The following is a 21,805-nucleotide window of genomic DNA, read 5'->3' on the forward strand; positions in this document are numbered from 1 at the left end:
TTATTAAATTGTAACCTAGCTGCAACAAACAAAAAAGCCATACAATAAATTTATAGCCGTTTTGTTGGCTGGACATAGCAGATCCGGTTTGAATTTTTTATGTTCAGGATAGAATTTCTAACCCAGATATAGCTTAACTGTTATAGAAGTGATAATCTTTAAGAACAACAATTATGTGATGGAAGTAACTATGAAAATCGTGACTTTAGGTATCGATTTAAGCGATGAGCATAAAAAAATATTAACATCTCTTGGTGATCTCGAATTGTCTGATGCGCCGGTTAGTGTTGATGATTTTTTAGAAAAAACAAGCGGGGCGGATATTATCTATAGCGACGGCGATTATTTGCTGGATAGTTTACTTAAACTTAAGAATGTATTTATCACATATCCGTTTGTGGAACTGGGTTTGTTTGATTCTGAGGAACTGAAAAGGAATGGAGTGTATGTAGCGAATGCACGGGGTGGAAACAAAAATTCTGTTGTCGAGTGGGTTATGTTCATGGCGCTTTCTTTATTTAGAAAATTTATTCCGATGGTCAGAGCCAAAGAGAGTTTTCCCTTTAAACTGAATGAAAGCCTTGAAGGCAAAACAGTTTTAATCGTCGGTCATGGCTCAATAGGCAGTCAAATAGGTGCTCTGTGTGAAGCATTCGGTATGAAAACTAAATATTTTGAACGAGGTGACGATCTTTCTTCAAAAGCAAGAGATGCCGATTTAGTCATTAATGCTTTGAACTGCAATTCCAGTAGTAAAAATTTATTGAACGAATTATTTTTTTCAAATCTCAAAAAAGGATCTTACTTTATCACCTTTGCTCGACCGTACACTTATGACATTGATGGCCTCATGAAGTCGATAAACGCAGGAATCGTCGCTGGTGCAGCAATTGATTGTGATCCCGAGTCATTTGGTGACACCAAGAACGAATTTTATAGAAAAGCTTTTGACAATGATAAAATATTAGTTACACCACATATCGCTTTTTCAACAACAAAAGCCAGCAAAGCAGGAAAAGATCTTGCCATTAAAAATATTGAGTCATACATTAAGGGCAAACCTCAAAATATTTTAACCAAGGAATAGTGCTCTATCTGGCCGACGGGTATCCCGACCTCTTCCTTCGGTTCGATCACGGGCTACATTCATCAAATAAAAATGCGCTTAGATTTCTAACGAAACCCATGCGCATTTTTACTGGCGGGACATAGCGGATCAGGTTAGAACTTATTGTATGACTTAGATTAACTCTTGTCTGTTCAATTTCATTAAATACTCAAAGTTGCCATCTTCTGTATTCCTTACCGTTTTGAAATGTTTGAAGCCCACTTTCTCGTATGCCCTGATTGCAGCCACATTCTTCGGGTCGGGAGCGATAATACATTTTTCTACTTTAAATTGTTTGAAAGCAATTTCTTTAAGAAATTTTTTTATTATAAACTCACCATACCCTTTATGAAGGAAGTCTTGATTACCAATAAATAAATCTACAGAAACGGCATTATCTTTGTAGTCAATTGCTTTTTTGTGGTCTGGATAATCATCCATCTGATAAGTCTGAATTAATCCGATGGGGGTTTGTTCAATATATATAATATGACAGAAGGTCGGCTTTTCGCCTGCTATTCTTGGCAGATAGATTTCATTTATTTCTTTCATTGTTGGCGTTCCAGGCCTGAACCACTCTTTCACAAAATCTTGGTTTCGCCATTTCAACAGAAGAGGTAAATATTTTTGCTTCAATTTTTTGAACGAGATATTGCTTTCCATTGTTTTATTTTAGCATAAAGATAAATGAGTCAAAACTCCACTTTGCCTTCAACAAAAAAGTAAGATGCCGAGGCATCTTTTTAACCTGCCTGCCGGCAGGCAGGCGCACTGAATTTACACTTTATTATTATATCTTGTTATATGCTACTGAGCTATCTTTTTCATTGGCGGGATCGACCGGACAATCTCACGCGGCCTTCGGCCTCTCCATAGGGCTTCCGCCCTCTGGCGCTTCGCTGTCACCTCGCACGGGAGACCAATTGTTCTCCCGACCCCACTCGTGTTCGAGTCCAGCCTTCTGCCTCCGCATAAAACAAAAATAGCCCAGTGGCTATTTTGCTTTATGGCGGGAACGACCGGACTCGAACCGGCGACCTCCACAGTGACAGTGTGGCGTTCTAACCAACTGAACTACGTCCCCGTGCCAATTACCAACAAATTATAACAGAATTGCAGTTCCAGATCAAGATTCTACACTAATAATTCCTTACTTCCCAGATTATCATGTCGCTGTTATTGGCCACAGCTTTGTTATGATATGAAAATTCAATTACACTATCGGGGTATTTAGAATTTATCTCAACTAATTTTTCATAATTCTCGTTACCGCAAATCGATTTTATGGTTGAAACAGCGGAGATTCCAGATTCATCACGAGCATCGATCCGGATATTTTTGTTTTCTGTATATGTGATATCGCAATATCGCTCACTACGCACTAAATGGCACAAAAGAACTAAACTTTCAGGTGGCGTCCATTCGTGAAAATACATCAAGTTTTCTGAAAGCCCCAATATTTTTAGTTGCCCAATTCTTGCCGGAATTTCCGAAGTGTAGATTCCCTCCTGAAAATGATTTCCCGGTCGTAGATAACGAATAGCGACAAGACCAGTAAAACCACTAGAGTACAAGTCCTCTTTTTTTCTCCAAATTCTTGTCGAATTTCCCAAATCGCCTCTCGTCAGCAGTGACACCATTTGGATTTTGTTAGAAATTTTCATGTTCAGTTTCATCATATCAAAAATTTATAATCTTTCTTTGCTATAATCAGATTATGAAAATTGTTTCCTGGAATGTGAATGGGATAAGGTCGGCTGGAAAGCAAGGTTTTTGGGATTGGTTTAAGAAGTGCGATGCCGATGCGGTTTGTTTGCAGGAATTGAAGATCGATGAGAACGCGATGAACGGAATCGCAAAAATTGACGGCTACCAGGCCTTTTTTAATTTTGCCGAGAAAAAGGGTTATTCGGGAGTAGCTATATACTTGCGGAATAGTTTCAATGCCGTAGCAAAAAAATTTTCTCTTGGCCTTGAGCGATTTGACAATGAGGGCAGATATATCGAGCTCGATCTTGGAGATTTTATTTTGATCAATATTTACATTCCTCATGGCGGCAGGCAAAAAGAAAATCTTAAATACAAACTTAATGTTTATGAAAAATTATTCGAAAGATTAAAGGAACTTTCCAGCCGAAAAATTATTTTGTGCGGAGATTTTAATATTGCACACGAAGAAATTGACTTGGCCCGGCCAAAAAGTAATAAAAACAATATAATGTTTACGCCGGAAGAACGAGCGATAGTCGATCAGGTGCTGAATTCGGGATTTACGGATACTTTTCGCAAGTTTCATGATGACGGCGGTCATTATACATGGTGGCCATGGTTAAAAAATTGCCGAGATCGCAACCTTGGCTGGCGGATTGATTATATTTTTGCATCGGATAATATTCAATCAAAGATTAGAGACGGACTAATATTTGAAAAGATTCTCGGCTCCGACCACTGCCCTATCGGGATTAAAATGTAGCAACCTGTCCCCGTACAAGACTATATTCCTACATTTTTTGCAAAAAACTTTATTGCATTTTTTCGGCAACTCATTTGTCGATTTTTGATTCTTTTGTTAGAATGGCTTTGCCTGAAAAAGGAGTACCTACCATTACAAGGAGAGTGAGCGCAATGCGCGATTGGATCAAGGGAACGGTTCGCCCGATTTCCTTTCTGGCCGTTGTCCCGGTATTACTTGGTGCAATTGTCAGCGGAACGCGCATGGACCATCACATTGCCTATGCGCTCCTCGGTGCGATTTTGGCTGTTGGCTTCGCCAACAGCTTTAACATTGTAATCGATCGCAAGATTGACAAACACAATCCCGACAAGAAAACCCTAGCCATTCGTCAACCGGTGAGGGCTTGGTACGGAGTGCTGTTTCTGCTGCCCCCGCTGGCTTTCTGTCTGCGCAACTGCCAGTTCAACCACATCCTCCTCTCGATTCTTTTCTACCTGTCCTGCCTGTACAGTTACTTGTACGGCAATGTGCCAGTGTTGAAGAGAATATCGGTCGCGGCAATTGTTGCGGCCACGGCCTTCCTTGATGTGGAAAGGTTCAACCTCGCCGTGTGGGTGCTGGCAGTAGTCATCTTTGCCTTCATCTACTGGCGGGAGTCGCACAAAGATTCCGACGACAGGAAGGAGGATACCGAAATGAAGTTCGCCTGGATTCGGACCGGGATCACGCTCAACTGGTGGCTCGTAACGGCGCCGATCGCGGGTGCGGCAATTTACCTCTCGTGCCTCGTTGCCACCGGGAAGCCAATCAGCACAGCAGACATAGCGCTCGCGCTCGGCATTGCGATCTCGATCTGGTCGTACGTTCAGATCAGGTCGAAATACCATCTGTACAAAGTGCGATTGGCCCATGGGGCGCCTGCAGGCCGCCTGGGAATAGTTGTCTCGATGGTGGGCTTGATGCCCTCCTTTGTCAACCCGCTGTTCCTGGCCATTGTGGTGGTAAACTGCGCCTCAATCATCCACCGCAGCTTCAGGGGCCAGATCCCTTTCCACACTGGCTCGATCGCCCATGATGCGTACCTCTGGGCGAGCCTACCGCTCATGGCCATGGCCAAAGTCGGCTATCACCCACTACTTCTCGCCGCATCAATCCTGCTAGCCAGTGTCACTTGCGCCAACATGCACCGGCTGAAGTGTGCAACAACCCCTGCGATGTAGTCTCGGCTACCCCGCAACATCAGGACAGCTCGTCTCCCCGGCGAGCTGTTTTGTTTTTCATGCATTTTTGGGCAATATTACAAATGTTAAATGCCAACTTCTTGATACCATATATCAAGTTATGAAATTATAGCTACATGGCTCGTTGACTTTTTGATTTGTTTTAAGTAGATTTATCATACATTTAGTCGCAACTAGAAATTTTTCAAATGAAAAAAGAAAAAACTATTCGCGATAAGGCCATGCGCCACACCGGCATTGAAATTGTCGGCGATATGCCATGGGGTACTCATTTTTGCCAGTTTTATAAAACCAAAGAAGATCTTATCGATGTTTTAGTCCCCTACTTTAGAGAGGGACTTTTAAATAATGAAAAATGTATTTGGGTCACTTCCGGCTTTTTAAATGATGACGAAGCGATCACCGCGCTTCTTAAAGTAGTTCCAAGCATTCAAAAATATATAAAAAGCGGCCAGATTGAAATTTTCCCGTACACTAATTGGTATTTGAAACACGGAAAATTTGATCTTAAGCGCGTCCTTGCCAAGTGGGTTAAAAAACACGATGAAGCGATAAGAGATGGTTATGAAGGAATAAGAGTTACCGGAAATCCGTTTTGGATCGATAACAAGAAGGACTGGAATGATTTTGCCGAGTACGATGCTGAAATTAATAATATTATTGATGATTATAATCTTCTCATTCTTTGCACTTACTCGCTTGAAAAATGCAACTCAGATGCAATTTTCGACGTGGTTGCAAACCATGAATTTGCCCTGACCAAACGTGATGGAAAGTGGAAATTAATTGAAAATTCCGAACACAAAAAAACAGGGCAAGCCCTGCTAGAAAGTGAAAAAAAATACCGTTCGTTGTTTGACCAAATGTCGGAAGGCTTTGCACTGCATGAAATTATTTGCGATAAAAGTGGAAAACCAATTGATTATCGTTTTATAAATGTAAATCCCGGATTTGAAAAGTTAACAGGCCTAAAAGCGAAAAATATAAACGGGAAATTACTTAGTGATGTATTGCCCAATGAAGATCCCAAATGGCTGCGCGAATATGGCGAAGTGGCACTCACTGGCAAACCGGCTCGTTTTGAAAGTTATTCACCAACCTTAAAACGCTATTATAATGTTTTTGCATATTCGACAAACCCGGGGCAGTTCGCTGTAATTTTTTCTGATATCACAGACAGAAAACTTGCTGAAATTGAAACGGCAACTAATCTAATGAAATATTCTGTTTTATTTAATTCAATTCCTGTGGGAGTTAGTGTTACTGATCGCAAGGGAAATATTATCGAAACAAATGAAGAAACATCCAGGATTTTAGAAGAGTCACGCGAGAGCATAATGGGAAGAAAAATTGGCCACCCCAAATGGAAATCCATTTATTCCGATGGAAAGAAAATCAAACCCGATGAATTTCCAAGCCTTACTACCCTGCATGAAAAACGCATTGTTGATGATTTTGAGATGGGGCTCGTAAAAGAAAAAAACAAAATTACCTGGATCAGTGTATCCTCCCAACCAATACAGAAAATCGAGGATTACGGGGTACTTACCACATATATAGACATAACCAAACGCAAGCTGGCCGAAAATGAGCTAAAAAAGCTTCAACAACAAATGACTGCAATTTTGGAAAACATCGATGGTGGGTTTATTGCATTAAACAAAGATTGGAAATATACATTTATAAACAAAAAGGCGGCAAATAATTTATTTAAAGAGCCGGAAGATTTGATCGGAAAAAATATTTGGACGGAGTTTCCAAAACTACTAGGCACTTCTATAGAAAAAAATTTTAGAAAAGTAATGCACACCAACGTGCCTATGTACTACGAAGAAAAGGGAATTGAAACAGACCGGTGGTATGAAAACCACATTTATCCCATACCTGAAGGTATTGCGATTTTTTGGAGTGATATTACTGCACGTAAACGTGCGGAGCTAGAAAATGCGCTTCTATCTAAAACTCTTAAAAAGGAAGATCGCAGAAAAAACGAATTTATTGCCATACTCGGCCACGAGCTCCGCAATCCACTTGCTCTCCTTTCCGCATCAATTCAAATCCAGAGGGAGTCTCTTGAAAAATGCCGGAAAGGACAAAAATTTGACAAAAAATTAGTGTTTGAGGCTAATGAAATTTCAGCCGAGCAGATAAATACAATGTCCACATTACTCAATGATCTTTTGGACATTTCTCGGATATCTCGCGGTAAAATTCAACTCAGAAAAGAAAAGATTCCTTTAAATTCAATTATTAAAAAAGCAATGAATTCTGTTTTGCCAAATATTGTTGCAAAAAATCATATTCTAAAAGAGGAATTGGCCGGTGAAAATATTGTCCTCTATGCTGATCCGGTTAGGATTGAGCAAATTATTGTAAACCTACTAAATAATGCCGCCAAATATACTGATCCGAAAGGAAAAATTGTTATTAAGACCTCTTTTGATAACAATTTTGCGATTATTTCTATCCGAGACACTGGGATTGGAATACCAAATAACCAATTGGATGAAATATTTGAACCTTTCGTGCAATTGAGCACCGCACAAAAAAAATCTCAAGGCGGTCTTGGAATAGGCTTGATGCTGTCCAAACAATTGGCAGAACTTCATGGCGGCGACATAAAAGCTAAAAGCAACGGTATGAATAAAGGCAGTGAATTTATTGTCCAGATTCCAGCCGATTTAAAACACCGCAACCATTCAAGAATAAGGCAAGAAAACAAAAACGAAGGCAAAACAACAAAAAAAGTCCTCTTGGTAGATGATAATACACGGATAGCCGAGTTGTTTAGTAAGTTACTATCTCAATTTGGATATCTTACCAAAACAGCTTTTGAGGGCGAAAGCGCAATCAAAATTTCAAAGTCATTTAATCCAGATATTATTTTACTTGATATCGGCCTTCCAGGAATCGATGGCCATGAAACTGCCAGATTGCTTCGAAAACAACACAGAAACAACCCTTCTTTAAAAATAATTGCCATAAGCGGATACGGAACAAGCGAGGATAAAAAGAAATCAAAAGAAGCAGGTTGTGACGCGCACATAACCAAACCGGTTAATGCTAACAAGCTCCGTGAAATTATTGAGGCTATATAAATCTTTGAGATTATTTACTAAATAGTGTTCTCGGGCGCGCTCTCCGGCGCGCCCGAGTGGGTTTTCCGGCTGCCGCTCCGGCGCCGGTTTCGGTTTGCTGGCTTATTAAGGCTTTTAAGCCGCACTTGCCTCTCGGAGAACCGCTTGCTGCTCTCCCAACCCCCAGGAACATCCCGAATGTCTGGAAATGATTGTGCTTGCCTAGCTGATGACATTGCTCTCAGCCTCCTCATAAGCGAAAGAGCAAAGCCCTCCATTTACGGCTACCATCCGCGCTCTCTTTATCCCAGACATCGTCAGCGCAACAAGAATGGTGCCAGCGCTCTCTCGCTTGACAACCACCCTCTGCCCTTTCTTGTCCACGATCACTCCATCCTTAGCAATCAAAGTTCCATCACAAGCCATCAATCTTCCTCCCTGTTTGTTCTGGATGCCAGACCTTCAATCGCTCGAAAATCTGGCACAAAAACAAAAACCGGCCAATGGGCCGGATTTCTTCAAAAAATATTTAGTTAAGCTTTTACATTAAAAATCACGGCCCTGGTGGTCATGTGTAAAATAAAACCAAAAATTTCTTGTGATATTATTCATGCTACTTCAAATATTATCAACAAATTTAAAACAAGTCAATTATCGTCCTCTGGCTCTTAGATCTTTGTATGTCAAAGTAAGAATTGAGGAAAAAAATCCGCTGGTAATTCCGGAAATAATCAAGAACACAACAAGTGCAGCACATCCAAATATTATCCAAAAAGCTATTCCCAAGAAATGTGCGACAATATACAGTAAATATCCAATTCCAACAACAAATAATCCAAGAAGAGTGGTTACGATCGCGATGGCAATCCCAAGGCCGATGCAAAACCCAAAAACGATCAAATACGACAAAACAAAGTGCTGCCAATTTTTATTAAAATACTTACGTCCAACTGCAATTGCTTTGTCAGCAGGTAAATTTTCTAAAAACAAAGCTCTCTCAACAACCGGAAATATCAAGGCTAAATAAATAGTGTAAAAAATGAACACAAGGCCAAATAATATTCCAAAAACTATTGCCAGTGTCTTCATTTCGTATATCAAAAGCATGATGATTGGAATCAGAAGTACCAAAAAGGGAAGAATTATAATAAAAAACCAAATTACCGAAAGGCTTAAGCGGCGCCAGAATAATTTGTGCCCAAGCAGCCACGAATCCTTCAATCTTAGATCTTTGCCATCATCAAGCTTTGGAATCGCTCGAATCAAGGCACCCCTTGAAGCTAGCGAGATATATATTAAGGCTGCTACTAAAACAATGGCCAATATCATAATCCCGACCCAAATATAAATACTGTCAAAAATTTGCGGTCCCATAGAATCAACCAAGGCTTTACCGGCATCCTTAACTTCCGCTCTTGCCAAGCTGGCGATAGTTCCATTGTTGGGTACCAGCTCCTTTAATCTCTGGTAATCCGGTTGAGCGTTGTTATCGAATAAATAATTAATCTGGTTTGATCCGAAAGAAAATCCACCCGAAAGCAGACCAAGAAACCAGAGATATTTGTATTTTTTTATAAGGTTAAACGAGCGCTTTATAATACTTTCGAAATTTATCATCTGATCTCCTGATTTTGCCTTACCGGCTCACCATTCTTTGTATTTACAAAATTAAAATACGCGAACAGGGCAAACCCGATGATGATTACCAACAAAACTGAAAGCAATATCTTTTTTGACATATATCCCTAAGATTAGAAAAGATTTACAATGATGCTTTTATTTTTTAATCCTGAAAGCCAGCTGTCAAAACTTTCGTCGATAATACCAGTTTTGCTTTCCACTTTGAGAATATGCCAGCCAAAGGATGTTCTGAACGGTTCTGAAACAACTCCGATCGGCTGGGTGAAAGCAACATCTTCAAACTCCGTGACCATATCTCCTCGTGCAAATGGATCCAAAAGCCCACCGTTAGTATTGCTGCCTACATCTTCTGAATATTTCGTCGCCGCTTCAGCAAAATCCAAGCCTCCGGCAATTTGTTTTACAACATCGTCGACTTTTGCTTTTGCGGCATCTATTTGCTCCTGTGTTGCATTCTCGTCAACTCGTATCAAAATATGGCGGACAGTTACCCGTTCGATCATATCATTGTTAAATTTATCACGTAGAAGCTGCGATCTGATGAGTTTTTTGAACTGAGCTACATCAAGGCCGTAAAGATCATTTAATACTTTTTCTACCGATTCGTTACCCCCATTTTGGTCTACAATGCTTTGGTAAGCATCATTTACATCTTTGTTTGAGACCGATAATTTATACTTAATTGCTTCATCCGCAATAATATTATTTTCTGATAGCTGTGATAATATTTGCAGGGATAGTGCAGAATTATCGATGTTTTGTTCTCCTGTCGATGTGTAGAAATGAGTAATATAATTTTTTTCCTCAAAATACGAACTCGCTGTTACTACGCCATGAGACGAAAAGACAACCGGCATTGGAATAAATTTAACCGCATCTTGAACGAACTTTGTTTCGGACTTAAATCCATAAAGCATAATTCCTAAAACCAATTCTGCTATGGCGACAACCAATACAACTGCGACTATTACGAAATTTACAACGCTTCGGATTTTGGGCGCATGCTTATACGTATGAATCGGCTTCATATTTGCCGCCCCATCCTTTATTTTCGATGCAAACTCTTTCGTTTTTTCATGAATCCGTAAAATTTTTTCTTTCATATGTCTCCTTATAAAGAAATTTTATACCTATTTGCACGCAAATTCAAATTAGCTGCCCCATGACGAAGTTAGAAGAAGGACAGCGATCATCATCCAGAACAAGGTTACGTAGGTTGAAAATGAATTCGTTTTTTTATCCGGAATGATTGTAAAACAAAAACCGGATAAAAGATAAGCCGCGAGGGCAATTATCAAGCTTCTATTGAGCGGGTTGATTAAAAAATAACTTAATATTAAAAAAAGCTCCAGTATAAGCAGGGAAAATAGCAAAAGATAAACCAGTCTTTTTCGCCCGAGAATTCCCAATTTTTGTTCCAAGTATGTAAATAAAAATCCATAAATCAAGACCGAAGCAAGCATAATAATCCATAGCGGCAAATTAAAATAGAATAAAAATCCGTATAGAGCAAAGGCAGAGACAAACGATAAGAATATTAAAACTAAGTTTGTGCTTTTTTCTGCCCACACTAAATATAGGATTGGCAATGAGATAACCGAGACAAGAATATTTATAGAAAAAATATCATTTAAAAACCAAAAAGCTATAGTAGCCCACAACAATATCAGAGTAAGAATAATTCTCCGGAGAAGTTTGCTTTTTAAAAATGCCATAAATTTTGGTCTAAAATCCTATTTTCTAAATCCTAAACAATTATAAATGTTCAAAATCCAAAATATCAAATAATTTCCGTTTTTGATATTTTAAAATTGGAATTTTTGAATTTATTTAGAATTAAGAGTTTCTGATTCAAGGATTTTTATTAAATCCTTGGTAGTTGTCACCAATGATAACATCTATATCAACATTATTTCCCGGCGATGTTTTTTGGACCACTTCACAGCTAAGTCTGTTTTTCAAAAATTGTAAAGTGATTTTCTTTGCCCCGTTTGTATAATCATATATTATCGTCTTCGGATATTTACTTTTGGCCGTGTCGACATTTATGACATTATAGCTATAGCTTTTAAGAACTTCTGAGAGTTGGCTCCCAAGACCGGCTTTGTTTGATCCATTTAGCACTTCTATTTTTGCATTTTCTTTAGTCAAGTTGGGATCAGTAAATATTTCATGAGCGATCATCTGAATTTGTTCCCAGTTTCCGGTTTTTGGTTTTAGTATGTATGCCCCATTGGCAGTGCTATCGACAAGCTCACCATCGGATCCATTAGTCAAAACCTTGGAAATTATCTTCGATGTATCTACATCTTTTATCAATTTTGCCATTGCATATAATTCATTTGGGGTAAAATCGGTTCTAACATGGTCGCCAACAACATTTACCAAATCAACAAGCTTTTTCGGATTAGCAAGGAAGCCCAAATTGAAAATCTTATCTTTAACTGCGGCAATTACTTTTTGTTGCCGGAGCGCGCGGTCGAAATCAGATGTAGTCTCTCTTGACCTTGCATATTTTAATGCGGTCGTGCCGTCCAGATGGTGCTGGCCAGCTTTGATATTGAACGGAGAATACGATTTCATATCGTCAGCAGGAAAAAAAGGATCGTAAAGATTTTTGTCGACATTTACATCGATTCCACCAATTTGATCAACTAGTTTTTTGAATCCATAAAAATCAAGCGAAACGTAATAATGTATTGGTAGATCAAGTATATTGCCAACCGTTTCTTTAACCAGTGCGGCGCCACTGCCTTGCTTTTGCTTTTCGCCAACGGTATAAATTTCATTAATTTTTACATTGTAATTCTTCTTTCCAGGAACCGGAACGTATAAATCGCGCGGTACCGAAAGCATGGCAACGGTTTTATTATCTGGATTGATCGACACAACCATCATTGAGTCTGTAAGTTCCCCACCAGGATGGCCAGAGCCGCCTTTTCCCATCACAAGAATATTTATCCTTCCATCCCCCTCTCCCTTCAACTCATAATTACTCCCCTTGGCAAAAAACGGAGAGCCGGTAAGATTATTGGGATCAAAGATTTTTTTACCCGATGCTATCAAATACGAAAGATATGATCCTGAAACGATAAGAATTGCAAGAACAATCAAGAAAGTAATTTTCCAGCCTTTTTTCTGATAAAAGTATTTAGGCCCAACTGTATGAAAGTTTTTGTCGTCTCTTTTAGCTTTTCTTCGTAGGAACATAAAAAAATCCGATTAAGGTAATAAGTTAATTTTACCAGAAATTGTTTATTAAGTTCTAGTGCTTTGGGTAATTTTCGGAGGATACTTATACTTCGGCAATACCGGACAATCAAATATTGATCCCTTTATCTGTGAAAACGCTGAAATAATTTCTTTCTTTCCACCCGGTGATTCGACCCCGACAATTGGTATGTTTAGGGCAAAGGCCATGGAGTTAAGAGTGGCAAGCCCTATTCTAAGCCCAGTATATGAACCTGGGCCAGGAACCGCCATAATAATTTCAATATCTTGTTTGCTAATCGCGTGTTTTTTTAACAATTTATCAATCGAAAATATTAAAAGCTCAGATTGCATCCCCTTGCTTTCAAACTTAATTTCGTCGATTTTGACAAAATCTTTCTTGCAAAACAATGCAATGATGGTTTGGTCAGAGGTTGTATCAGTAAATAGGATCATGGTTTAATCGTTAATAATAATTTTGCGTTCATTTTCTGAAATATATTCAAATGAAACTTTTTTTGAATTTTTAGGTAAAATTTCTTCAATATTTTCAGGCCACTCAATTACAATAATCTCATCGTTTTTTGCTAAATCTTCCAAAAGACCTATCGATTCCGCATCTTCTTTTGAACCGATGCGATAGCAATCAAAATGAACTAAACTCCCTGATTCCATCGGATATTTTTTACAAAAAACAAAGGTTGGGCTTGTAATTTCCTCCTTGATTCCAAGGGCCTGCGCCAAACCTTTAGTAAAGGTTGTTTTGCCTGAACCAAGATCGCCAAAAAGCAGGGCGACATCGCCAGGCTTTAAGCTTTTTCCAAATTGATAACCAGCTCTTCTTGTTTCATCGGCTGATTTTGCTGCAATCTCCATTTTTGACTAAGCTCCAGATAATTAATCGGCTGGTCATATCCCGAAGTTGGCAATCTTCCTGAAGTCAAAATTTTAACACCATCCTTAAAAAAAGGCAATATTCTATACTCATTTTTATATTGCGATACAATTCCGGAAATTCGAACTTTGTCACCTTTTTTCATCTTAGGTTTCTTAATTCCGGTCGACTTTCTAATCAATACCTTTAATTCTGCCCCATCAGAAATAATAAATGTGCTGCCAGATGTTTGCACAACAATCCCCTCCGTTGTAATTATTTTACCTTCAAATTTTTCTCCCACATCGGCAATATTTATAAATTGCGGAGTCACTGGTGAGAGCGCGTAATCGATTATAATGATATCGGCTGGGTTAGAAATTTTAATTCTTCTTTCTGAGCTTGTTTCCAAGAGAACACCAACTACTGAAACCCTCAAGCCACTTTGTAAATTTGGAAACGATTTATCGCTTGAATAAACCTGGATACCGGCAGTATCATCTTCTATATAAAACGAATTAGAAGAAAGTACACCCGGCGACGCAGTAACAACACCGGAAATTGTAACCTTATCTTCGTTCTCCATTTTTCTGGCCTCGGATATCGGAATAATCTCCTGGGCGATGTTTAAAAATGAAAATCCAATATTTTCTCGTCCTGGCGTAACATTATTTGTCCAGTCAAATATTCCGGAAATTTTTGAAAAACTTTGGCCAATTTTCGCTTTTAAATAATCTACATTTGATTTGATCGTATTATCGGGATCTAGAAGTAAGACTCTGTCACTATCATCGTTTAAAGATATACCCGTAGTAAAATTATAGAATGCTAAATATTGCGTTGGCAGAAGGATTGTTCCTGGGGGAATTTTAAATTTTTTTACTGATCCAAGGGTGTCTTCAAGGCTCCAGCCGCCGATATCTACAGGATCGCTACAATAATTGTAAATCTCAATAAATTCATTCTTGGCTCCATTCTCGGGGTGTGGTAAAATTTCTGAAATTTCCACACAATCAGGGGAAGGAGTCGGTTCGACCAATAAATTTTCACCACCTTTTGTTAAGGGGATTATTCTAAAGTCTGAAAAATCTAAATCAGAATCGTAGCCGTTTGGAATCCTTCCAATCGATTCTCCCTTCGCTGGAACCGGTGCATTATTCGAAAGTGGTCCGAAGGTTACGCGATCAATTTCCAAATCTTTATTTTTCAAAACCAAGGTCGAACCGCTATTTGCTAGCCAATTTGTGCCAAGATTACAAACATAATAATTACCGGAAACAGGACACATTGTTTCCGTAAGCTGTTTTTCATATTTGCTTCCGCTATTGGTAATTTTAACAAGGAAGTAGTCAGATAAATTTATCGGAAGATTAATTGGATTAAAAATTTCTGCCCATTCAGTATCCGCACCATCTGAAATTTGATTTGGATAAACTTCATTGATAATCAGATGCTCCTCGGCTTTTGCATTGCTTGGTAACATAAAAATAACACAGACAATAAACATGAAAGTGCCCATGACGAATTGAAACAACACCCCTCTTCTCATCGGTTATATCCCCTTATAAAAAATCTCATTATTGCGAATAAACGATTGCATCAATCGTTTTAGAAAAGGATCAGAGATTTGGCTCTTGTATTTATTGATTGCAGACTCCTTGGAATCGATTTGCCCGCGCGTAAGGTTAAATTTATACCAAATTCTCGCACCAGAGGTAAGCCTTACTGGTGGTGTAATTGATTTATCCTTATGTAGACCCGAATCACTGGGAAAATTTCTGTAGTGGACAAGGTAGCTAAAATATGCCGCATTCGATCCTGTCTCTCCCACCCCTTTCATAACAAATTCCCCCGTTGCCCGATGGTCGGAATGCCGATCATAAATACTGGTCGCAAGAACAATTGTTGGTTTATAATTTTCGATAATATCTTTAATATTTTTATCAAGGTTTTTGCCGGTATACGATACATTTGGTAAATAAGAATTATTATAAGGGGTCGAGCTGGTGTGGGTATATGGTGACTCATAGGGCCTAGACCAGTTTTTCACAAACAAACTGTAGATACCGCGGTCAGGATAACCCAAAAAAATTATATTATCGTTGTGTACACCGAGGACCGACAGAGCGTTTTTGCTTTCATCCTGACGCTTATAACCCGATGAAATATAATCAGATGCGCTGGGATATAATTTTCTAAATTCTTCAGCAGTCGTGAAATGATGGCCATCACCATTGGTTATAAAAACGACAATAACTTTTGCCCCATTTTGTACTGCTTGAGCAATATATCCTCCGGTACCCAAAATCTCATCATCATTGTGCGGAGCAAAGATGAGGATTGTATCATTCTCTCTCGGGTCCGGCATGTTTGGCATAAAATTAAGAGATGCACTAGGGGCTGAAGCATAACTGCGCAGAAAAATTATATTGCCAATAAAAATCAAAACAAGAGCCGCAAGAACCCAGAACCACCTGGCCTTATAAATTCTTTTGAAATCTTTTTGGTTTTTTACCTTAAACATATTTAAATTATTAACATTGCATCACCATAAGAATAAAAACGATATTTTGAATTGATAGCAAATTCATACGATTTCTTTATATTTTTTTCTCCAGCAAAAGCCGACACGAGCATAAGTAGGGTTGACTTTGGTAAATGAAAATTGGTCACCAATGCATCAATACTTTTAAATTTATAGCCTGGATAAATAAAAATGTCGGTCCAACCGGAAATTGCTTCGCTTTGGCCTTTTACTTCGTGCTTTTCGCTGTTAATTTCAATTTGGCCGAACGCTGTTTCAAGCACTCGAGCCGTAGTCGTGCCCACTGCAATAATCCTGCCACCATTATTTTTTGTCTGTAGAATTTTTGAGATCAGTTTTTTACTAATCTCAAAATATTCGCTATGCATTTTGTGGTCTTTAATGTCATCAACTTTCACCGGTGCAAAAGTCCCCAGCCCAACATGAAGCAAAACAAATTCAACATCGACACCCTGTCCTTTGATCTGTTCGAGAAGTTCTTTTGTAAAATGTAGCCCGGCGGTTGGAGCTGCCACACTGCCTTTGCGTTTGGCAAATATTGTTTGGTAGTTGTCTCTATCGGGGGCCTCGCTTTTACCTTTTCGAATATATGGCGGAATTGGAATAAGGCCAATTTTTTCTATTTCAGAGATAAACCGGTCTCCGCCCAAATTAAACCTCACGATATACATGTCATTCTTTTTTTCTTGTACAATTGCTTCCAATTTGGAGCTTTCAAAAACTACGCGTTTTCCAGATTTTAGCCTTTTACCTAGTATCTCCCATTCAAAATTATTAATTTGCTTATGTAGAAAAATTTCCACACTTCCGTGAGTCAAATAATTTTTACCGAGAAGCCTAGCCGGAATTACTTTAGTATTGTTCAAGACCAACAAATCACCAGGTTTGAAAAATTTTGTAATATTTTTGAAAATATCAGATTGTATCTCGCCAGATTCCTTGTCCAGAACTAAAAGACGCGAGTGGTCCCGCGGCTCTGCCGGAGATTGTGCAATCAACTCCGAAGGCAACTCATAATCAAAGTCTGATAATTTCATATTTTTAACTTAAATGTAATTACTAACACTCACTGGTTTTAAGTTTTCAGTTATTAGATATTAATTAAACTATAAGTCGATTTCTTCATTTTCGCGTAATTCTTTTTCATCTTTTAAATCTTTGAAATTTTTATTCTCAACTTCATTTTTTTTAGCAGGCTCGCCCTCCGCTTGTTCATTCAAGTCGGAATGTGAAGATTGGTTTTCAGTGTCATTCTCTTTTTTTGAAGATTCTATGCCGGAAATAATGTGTGAACTATGGCCTCTTTCAGATATTTGTTTAAGATCATTAGCACTAACTCCGGTATCAAGCGGTTCTCGCCCCCTAAAGAAATCTTTTGTCCTTTTCCTTGCCAGATCCAGGACTTCCGGATGGAAAGTTTCATTAAAATCCCCCTCTCCCAATTCCAACTCTTCGCGCTGGCTTTCTTCAAGTTGGGCTTCATGAAGATCAACAATCTTTTTCGAAATGATATATGGGTGGGGAACCGACCGAAATACGAAGTTTTCGCGCTCTCCTGCCGTCTGAATTGTCACGTCCCCGTAATGAAACATAGTCGAAAAAAAACCTTCCTCTTTTGCACTCACATCCTGTACCTGATGAAGATGAAGTTCGGCAATATCTCGCTTAAAAAATCCATTTTGAGAAATGTCCACAATTCTTTCATTCGTCACGATATATACGTCCAGATAATAATCTACAAAACCAAAAAGCATGGTGCCTAAAATTATCAGGAGGTATGCGGGAATGACCAAATAAAACAAATCCACAACTTGCGGAGAAAATATCACAGACGGGCTCGTCGCATATACCAGAAAAATAATCAATGGAATTAGCATAAACACAAATAGCGCCACAAAAATTCCATATGTAACCCAGTGCCTTCGAAGCAGCAAAAAAACTTTTTCTTCAGATTTTTGTCCCGGAAAATATCTCCCCGTGATTGGCATAGTTCTCCTTTTAAATTCAAGTTAGGCTAATGCTTGCCGGCCAAGACCTGGTTAAAATAAGAATTAAGGAAACTACAATAATAGTTGTTGTAAATACAGAATATATGATTATCACAGGCTTTGTGAGATCTCCCACATACCCGAAACGCCATAAGTGATAAACACCCATTATGCTATAGACGATGAACAGGACTATAAAGATAAGGTAAGTGATTAACAAGTAAAGCATGGCGAAATTCCTGATTACAAATGACAAAAAACTAAGTTATTTGATATTTGATACTATTCCAATATTCCTTCTTCTGATGAATAAACACAACCGCAGTAATTTGGAATATGCATATTGTGATTCTTTGCGTAGTTTCTGCCGTTCCAATATCCTTTACGGAAATCTTGGTAGAAAAACAGCGGTCCAGAATTTCGTTCTAACTCAAGACCGATATTCCAAATTTCATCGTGATCTTTGTATGGAGATACCAACATCGTACTCACAAAGTAATCCATTTTTAGCGCCTTAGCTTCGTTATATGTTCTAGTAAGCACTAATAAATTGCATAACTGGCATCTCTTAGTTTTCCAACGCTTTTTGTCGGTGATATATTTTATTGAATTTTTATCCTGATATGGCATAATTGGCTGAAAAAAATCCTGAATATCGTACTCTGGCGCAATTAATTTAATGCCATTTTCTTTGCAAAATTTTTCTACATCGGATTTTCGCCGGAGATATTCTGCCCTGCCATGAACTTGCGGATTATAGAAAAAGCCGGTAACTGCAAAATTCTCTTTTTTTAGTAGCTGATAAACATAGCTAAAGCAAGAAGAACAACAAATGTGAACCATGATCTTTTTTGACTTTTCAGTTTTTTTCTCCCCCATCAAAACTCCTTTGCCCTCCGCTATACCAAACTTTGTTGCCCAGAATATTTTTTATTCATGTGCGCGTAAGCTAATTCAGTTGCAACCCTCCCCTTTCTTGTTCTGTCGATGAATCCAAGCTGCAAAAGATAAGGTTCAACCACATCTTCAATGGTATCTTTGTCTTCCGAAATTGAAGCAGAAATTGTATCTAACCCGACCGGGCCACCTTTAAATTTATCAATTATTGCAGATAAATATGCGCGGTCATTTTTATCCAACCCCAACTGGTCTATCTCTAGTGCTAAAAGGGCGCTGTTAGCGATTTCGGCTGTAACGTTACCTTTATGTTTCACCTCAGCAAAATCTCTGACTCTTTTTAAAAGTCTATTTGCAATACGCGGGGTTTTTCTCGCTCTTTTGGAAATTTCAGCGATACCTGATTCGTCGATATTAATTTTCAAAATTTCCGCTGATCGCCTGATAATCTCGGAAAGTTCGGCTTCGTTATAAAAATCCAAACGATGTGATACGCCGAATCTATCACGAAGCGGAGAAGAAAGCGAACCGATTTTTGTAGTTGCGCCAACCAGCGTAAAACGCGGCAAATCAATTCTCATGGTTTTGGCCGAAGGACCCTTACCAAGGATTAGGTCTATTGCGTAGTCTTCCATTGCGGGATAAAGAACCTCCTCAATGTTTCGGTTCAAACGATGAATTTCATCAATAAAAAGGACATCGCCAGGAGAAAGATTAGTGAGAATACTCGCCAAATCCCCGGCTCGTTCGATTGCTGGTCCCGAAGTTACCCTGATTCCCGAACCCATTTCATTGGCAATAATGTGCGCAAGCGTAGTTTTACCGAGACCGGGTGGTCCGTACAGGAGAACGTGTTCTATTGATTCGCCGCGTTTTTTTGCTGCCTCGATAAAGATTGAAAGGTTATATTTTATTGGTGCTTGCCCGACATAATCATCAAGGATTTTCGGCCGTATGGTAATTTCAAAATCATCATCCTTGGAAACTTCAGGATCCAGCGCATTGTGGTCTCCAATATTTTCGTCTTCGTAATTTTCTTCCATATGCAAAAATTAGCCCTTTACCTAGGCTAATAATATCATAGGGATTGGACGAAAACTAGTTCAATGTCAGTTGTGAGGAGGATTTTCATAACACAACCATTCGGCCTCCGTCTCGCCCTGATTAATCACCTGGTGGCTGGCTCCCGGTAAAATTGTAATGGAAGGAAGACGATTAAAAAAACTTTTAGTTATGATTGGTGGGCATTTCTTACCAGATTCAAATTTTTTCTTTTTGCCATTGACAATCACTTCCAATGTTCCTTTTATGACAGCAATCCGATGTTCAGTGAGGGGATGTTTGTGCAAATCGGTTTTTGAGCCCGGCTGCATAATCATATAGGCCAAGGATGATTTACCTCTAAATGGACACGTTTTTAATCCTGAGATTTTTTTATATTTGATGGCGTTCGATCGATTTGGCGAACATTCGATGATCCTTGGCTTAAATCCCCATGACCAGACTCGATATTGTTTGCCTTCGATTGGCCTAAGGTATGGGATTTTTATATAACCTGTCGCCTCAAACCCTGCATTTGTCAACCTATTAGATAAAAATTTTCCAGAAGTAAAATAATAATCTGCTCTTCCAATATATTCGAGATCTTTTTTGTTTCTCGGCTCTTCATTGCCGATCATAATTATTCCTCCACTTTCCAGGGTAGTGTACGACTGGCACAAAAAATTTTCCAGAAGCAAACTTTTGCCTACAAGATGGCCAATAAGACCGTCAGAAAATATAACGTGAAATTTTTCTTTCAGTTTGAATGGCTTAGAAACATCTAAAATTTGGGTATTAAGGCCTTTTTGACGAGCATATTCAAGGGCTGAATTACAAAGATCAGTCGCCAGAATATTGTAACCTGCATCAGCCATATCTTTTTCCAAAAAAGCATTGCCGCAACCGCAGCTTAAAACATTTTTCTTGTTAGATGGTAAATATGAGGAGAGCTCAGAGACCAATCTCATGACAGTTCGGCGATATGATTTGTGTGAGGTGGACGGAGTCATCGATTGTTTTATGGCTCCACCCTTTTCCCAGACATCAAGACGACTTTGCCCATTTTCAGCGGCATTTTCATAGTAATTTTTGACCTGTGCCTGAAATTTGCCCATAAAACCCTGATAATTAATTATTTAAGGCGTTTCAAGCACCATTTTATTTTTTCTTGCCCCGATGTGTAATCTTTGGGGATTGAACGAACGATCAAGACAACGTCTGATTTTTTATAACCAAGCGATATCAGTGCTTCAAGAATATCGTCATCCTCATTCTGAAGGGAAATCACACCTGAACCATCCAATCCAGATAGTTTGGGTTTCAAATCAAGAATGATCTTAGCCGCAACTTTCTTGCCTATTCCAGAAATCGATGTGAAAAATCCTAGATCGTCGGAAATAATCGCCTGAATAATTTTATCCGATCTTGATGCCGACATTATCGCCATCCCAGCTTTCGGCCCGACGCCATTGACCGAAATTAACTTTTCAAAAAGTTCGAGTTCTTCCCATGTCTTAAATCCGTAAAAATCATCCGCATCTTCTTTGATATGTTCGTGGATAAATATCTCGATTTCTTCGTTTTCTTTAGCAATATAATTTTGGCCAATAGAAATTCTGAAGCCAACTCCAGCCACATCTAAGATAATTATCCCATTTTGAATTAATTTAATTTTTCCTGACAAATAGCTGATCATAGCTCAGTCCTTGGTTATTGGTGTGTAGTCCA

Annotated in this window: 21 protein-coding genes and 1 tRNA gene; 4 read left to right on the forward strand and 18 right to left on the reverse strand. The window is 38.8% G+C overall.

Going from position 1 to position 21,805, the window contains the following annotated elements; all coding sequences use genetic code 11:
• Positions 1–190: 190 nt before the first annotated feature.
• A complete protein-coding gene (locus WC080_00715) occupies positions 191–1,087 on the forward strand; it encodes an NAD(P)-dependent oxidoreductase (GenBank protein ID MFA7243799.1) in 897 nt (298 codons plus the stop codon).
• A 153-nt stretch (positions 1,088–1,240) separates the two neighbouring features.
• Here the strand turns inward: WC080_00715 and WC080_00720 are convergent, their stop codons facing one another.
• From WC080_00720 to WC080_00730, 3 genes are all read right to left on the reverse strand, one after another.
• Positions 1,241–1,771: a GNAT family N-acetyltransferase gene (locus tag WC080_00720; GenBank protein MFA7243800.1), complete on the reverse strand. Its 531-nt coding sequence runs from the start codon at positions 1,769–1,771 to the stop codon at positions 1,241–1,243.
• Positions 1,772–2,115: 344 nt separating this feature from the next.
• Positions 2,116–2,192: transfer RNA gene (locus WC080_00725), tRNA-Asp, on the reverse strand.
• Positions 2,193–2,247: 55 nt separating this feature from the next.
• Entirely contained in the window at positions 2,248–2,787 is a 540-nt protein-coding gene (locus tag WC080_00730; GenBank protein ID MFA7243801.1) for a hypothetical protein, read from the reverse strand.
• Positions 2,788–2,825: 38 nt separating this feature from the next.
• Here WC080_00730 and WC080_00735 point away from each other — a divergent pair, with 38 nt between their 5' ends.
• The 3 genes from WC080_00735 (at position 2,826) to WC080_00745 (ending at position 7,902) form a co-directional block, all read left to right on the forward strand.
• The gene (locus tag WC080_00735; GenBank protein ID MFA7243802.1) at positions 2,826–3,581 is read left to right on the forward strand and encodes an exodeoxyribonuclease III; all 756 of its coding nucleotides are present in this window, start codon (positions 2,826–2,828) and stop codon (positions 3,579–3,581) included.
• 152 nt (positions 3,582–3,733) lie between these two features.
• Entirely contained in the window at positions 3,734–4,783 is a 1,050-nt protein-coding gene (locus WC080_00740) for a UbiA family prenyltransferase (protein MFA7243803.1), read from the forward strand.
• A gap of 209 nt (positions 4,784–4,992) precedes the next feature.
• The gene (locus tag WC080_00745; protein MFA7243804.1) at positions 4,993–7,902 is read left to right on the forward strand and encodes an MEDS domain-containing protein; all 2,910 of its coding nucleotides are present in this window, start codon (positions 4,993–4,995) and stop codon (positions 7,900–7,902) included.
• A gap of 201 nt (positions 7,903–8,103) precedes the next feature.
• On the opposite strand, the gene WC080_00750 is transcribed toward WC080_00745, so the two are convergent.
• From WC080_00750 to ruvA, 15 genes are all read right to left on the reverse strand, one after another.
• Positions 8,104–8,307 (reverse strand): hypothetical protein, encoded by a 204-nt coding sequence (locus tag WC080_00750; GenBank protein ID MFA7243805.1) that lies wholly within the window; start codon positions 8,305–8,307, stop codon positions 8,104–8,106.
• Positions 8,308–8,532: 225 nt separating this feature from the next.
• Complete coding sequence (locus WC080_00755; GenBank protein ID MFA7243806.1) at positions 8,533–9,498, reverse strand: hypothetical protein; 966 nt, start codon at positions 9,496–9,498, stop codon at positions 8,533–8,535.
• A 134-nt stretch (positions 9,499–9,632) separates the two neighbouring features.
• Positions 9,633–10,625 (reverse strand): peptidylprolyl isomerase, encoded by a 993-nt coding sequence (locus tag WC080_00760; GenBank protein ID MFA7243807.1) that lies wholly within the window; start codon positions 10,623–10,625, stop codon positions 9,633–9,635.
• A 48-nt stretch (positions 10,626–10,673) separates the two neighbouring features.
• On the reverse strand, positions 10,674–11,237 hold the full coding sequence (locus tag WC080_00765) for a hypothetical protein (GenBank protein MFA7243808.1): 564 nt from the start codon (positions 11,235–11,237) through the stop codon (positions 10,674–10,676).
• Positions 11,238–11,373: 136 nt separating this feature from the next.
• Positions 11,374–12,732, reverse strand: coding sequence for an LCP family protein (locus tag WC080_00770; protein MFA7243809.1), 1,359 nt, complete (start codon positions 12,730–12,732; stop codon positions 11,374–11,376).
• A 48-nt stretch (positions 12,733–12,780) separates the two neighbouring features.
• Positions 12,781–13,188: a tRNA (adenosine(37)-N6)-threonylcarbamoyltransferase complex dimerization subunit type 1 TsaB gene (tsaB, locus tag WC080_00775; GenBank protein MFA7243810.1), complete on the reverse strand. Its 408-nt coding sequence runs from the start codon at positions 13,186–13,188 to the stop codon at positions 12,781–12,783.
• A gap of 3 nt (positions 13,189–13,191) precedes the next feature.
• The gene (tsaE, locus tag WC080_00780; protein MFA7243811.1) at positions 13,192–13,608 is read right to left on the reverse strand and encodes a tRNA (adenosine(37)-N6)-threonylcarbamoyltransferase complex ATPase subunit type 1 TsaE; all 417 of its coding nucleotides are present in this window, start codon (positions 13,606–13,608) and stop codon (positions 13,192–13,194) included.
• The gene (locus WC080_00785) at positions 13,542–15,155 is read right to left on the reverse strand and encodes a lamin tail domain-containing protein (protein ID MFA7243812.1); all 1,614 of its coding nucleotides are present in this window, start codon (positions 15,153–15,155) and stop codon (positions 13,542–13,544) included. Before WC080_00785 ends, tsaE begins: the two co-directional genes overlap by 67 nt.
• Before the next feature lie 3 nt (positions 15,156–15,158).
• Positions 15,159–16,130, reverse strand: a complete 972-nt coding sequence (locus WC080_00790) for a PIG-L family deacetylase (GenBank protein MFA7243813.1) — start codon at positions 16,128–16,130, stop codon at positions 15,159–15,161.
• A 2-nt stretch (positions 16,131–16,132) separates the two neighbouring features.
• Complete coding sequence (gene queA, locus WC080_00795; protein MFA7243814.1) at positions 16,133–17,188, reverse strand: tRNA preQ1(34) S-adenosylmethionine ribosyltransferase-isomerase QueA; 1,056 nt, start codon at positions 17,186–17,188, stop codon at positions 16,133–16,135.
• A gap of 69 nt (positions 17,189–17,257) precedes the next feature.
• Entirely contained in the window at positions 17,258–18,139 is an 882-nt protein-coding gene (locus WC080_00800) for a PH domain-containing protein (GenBank protein ID MFA7243815.1), read from the reverse strand.
• Positions 18,140–18,421: 282 nt separating this feature from the next.
• A complete protein-coding gene (locus tag WC080_00805) occupies positions 18,422–19,018 on the reverse strand; it encodes an epoxyqueuosine reductase QueH (protein MFA7243816.1) in 597 nt (198 codons plus the stop codon).
• 20 nt (positions 19,019–19,038) lie between these two features.
• Positions 19,039–20,079: a Holliday junction branch migration DNA helicase RuvB gene (gene ruvB, locus WC080_00810; GenBank protein MFA7243817.1), complete on the reverse strand. Its 1,041-nt coding sequence runs from the start codon at positions 20,077–20,079 to the stop codon at positions 19,039–19,041.
• A 66-nt stretch (positions 20,080–20,145) separates the two neighbouring features.
• Entirely contained in the window at positions 20,146–21,192 is a 1,047-nt protein-coding gene (locus WC080_00815; GenBank protein ID MFA7243818.1) for a methyltransferase domain-containing protein, read from the reverse strand.
• Between the two features lie 17 nt (positions 21,193–21,209).
• Positions 21,210–21,773 carry a Holliday junction branch migration protein RuvA gene (gene ruvA / locus WC080_00820; protein MFA7243819.1) on the reverse strand — a complete coding sequence of 188 codons (564 nt, stop codon included), beginning with the start codon at positions 21,771–21,773 and terminating at the stop codon, positions 21,210–21,212.
• Positions 21,774–21,805 lie beyond the last annotated feature (32 nt).

It is taken from the genome of Patescibacteria group bacterium, from assembly GCA_041674405.1.
In the GTDB taxonomy this organism is placed as follows: domain Bacteria; phylum Patescibacteriota; class UBA1384; order XYA2-FULL-43-10; family XYA2-FULL-43-10; genus JBAYVT01.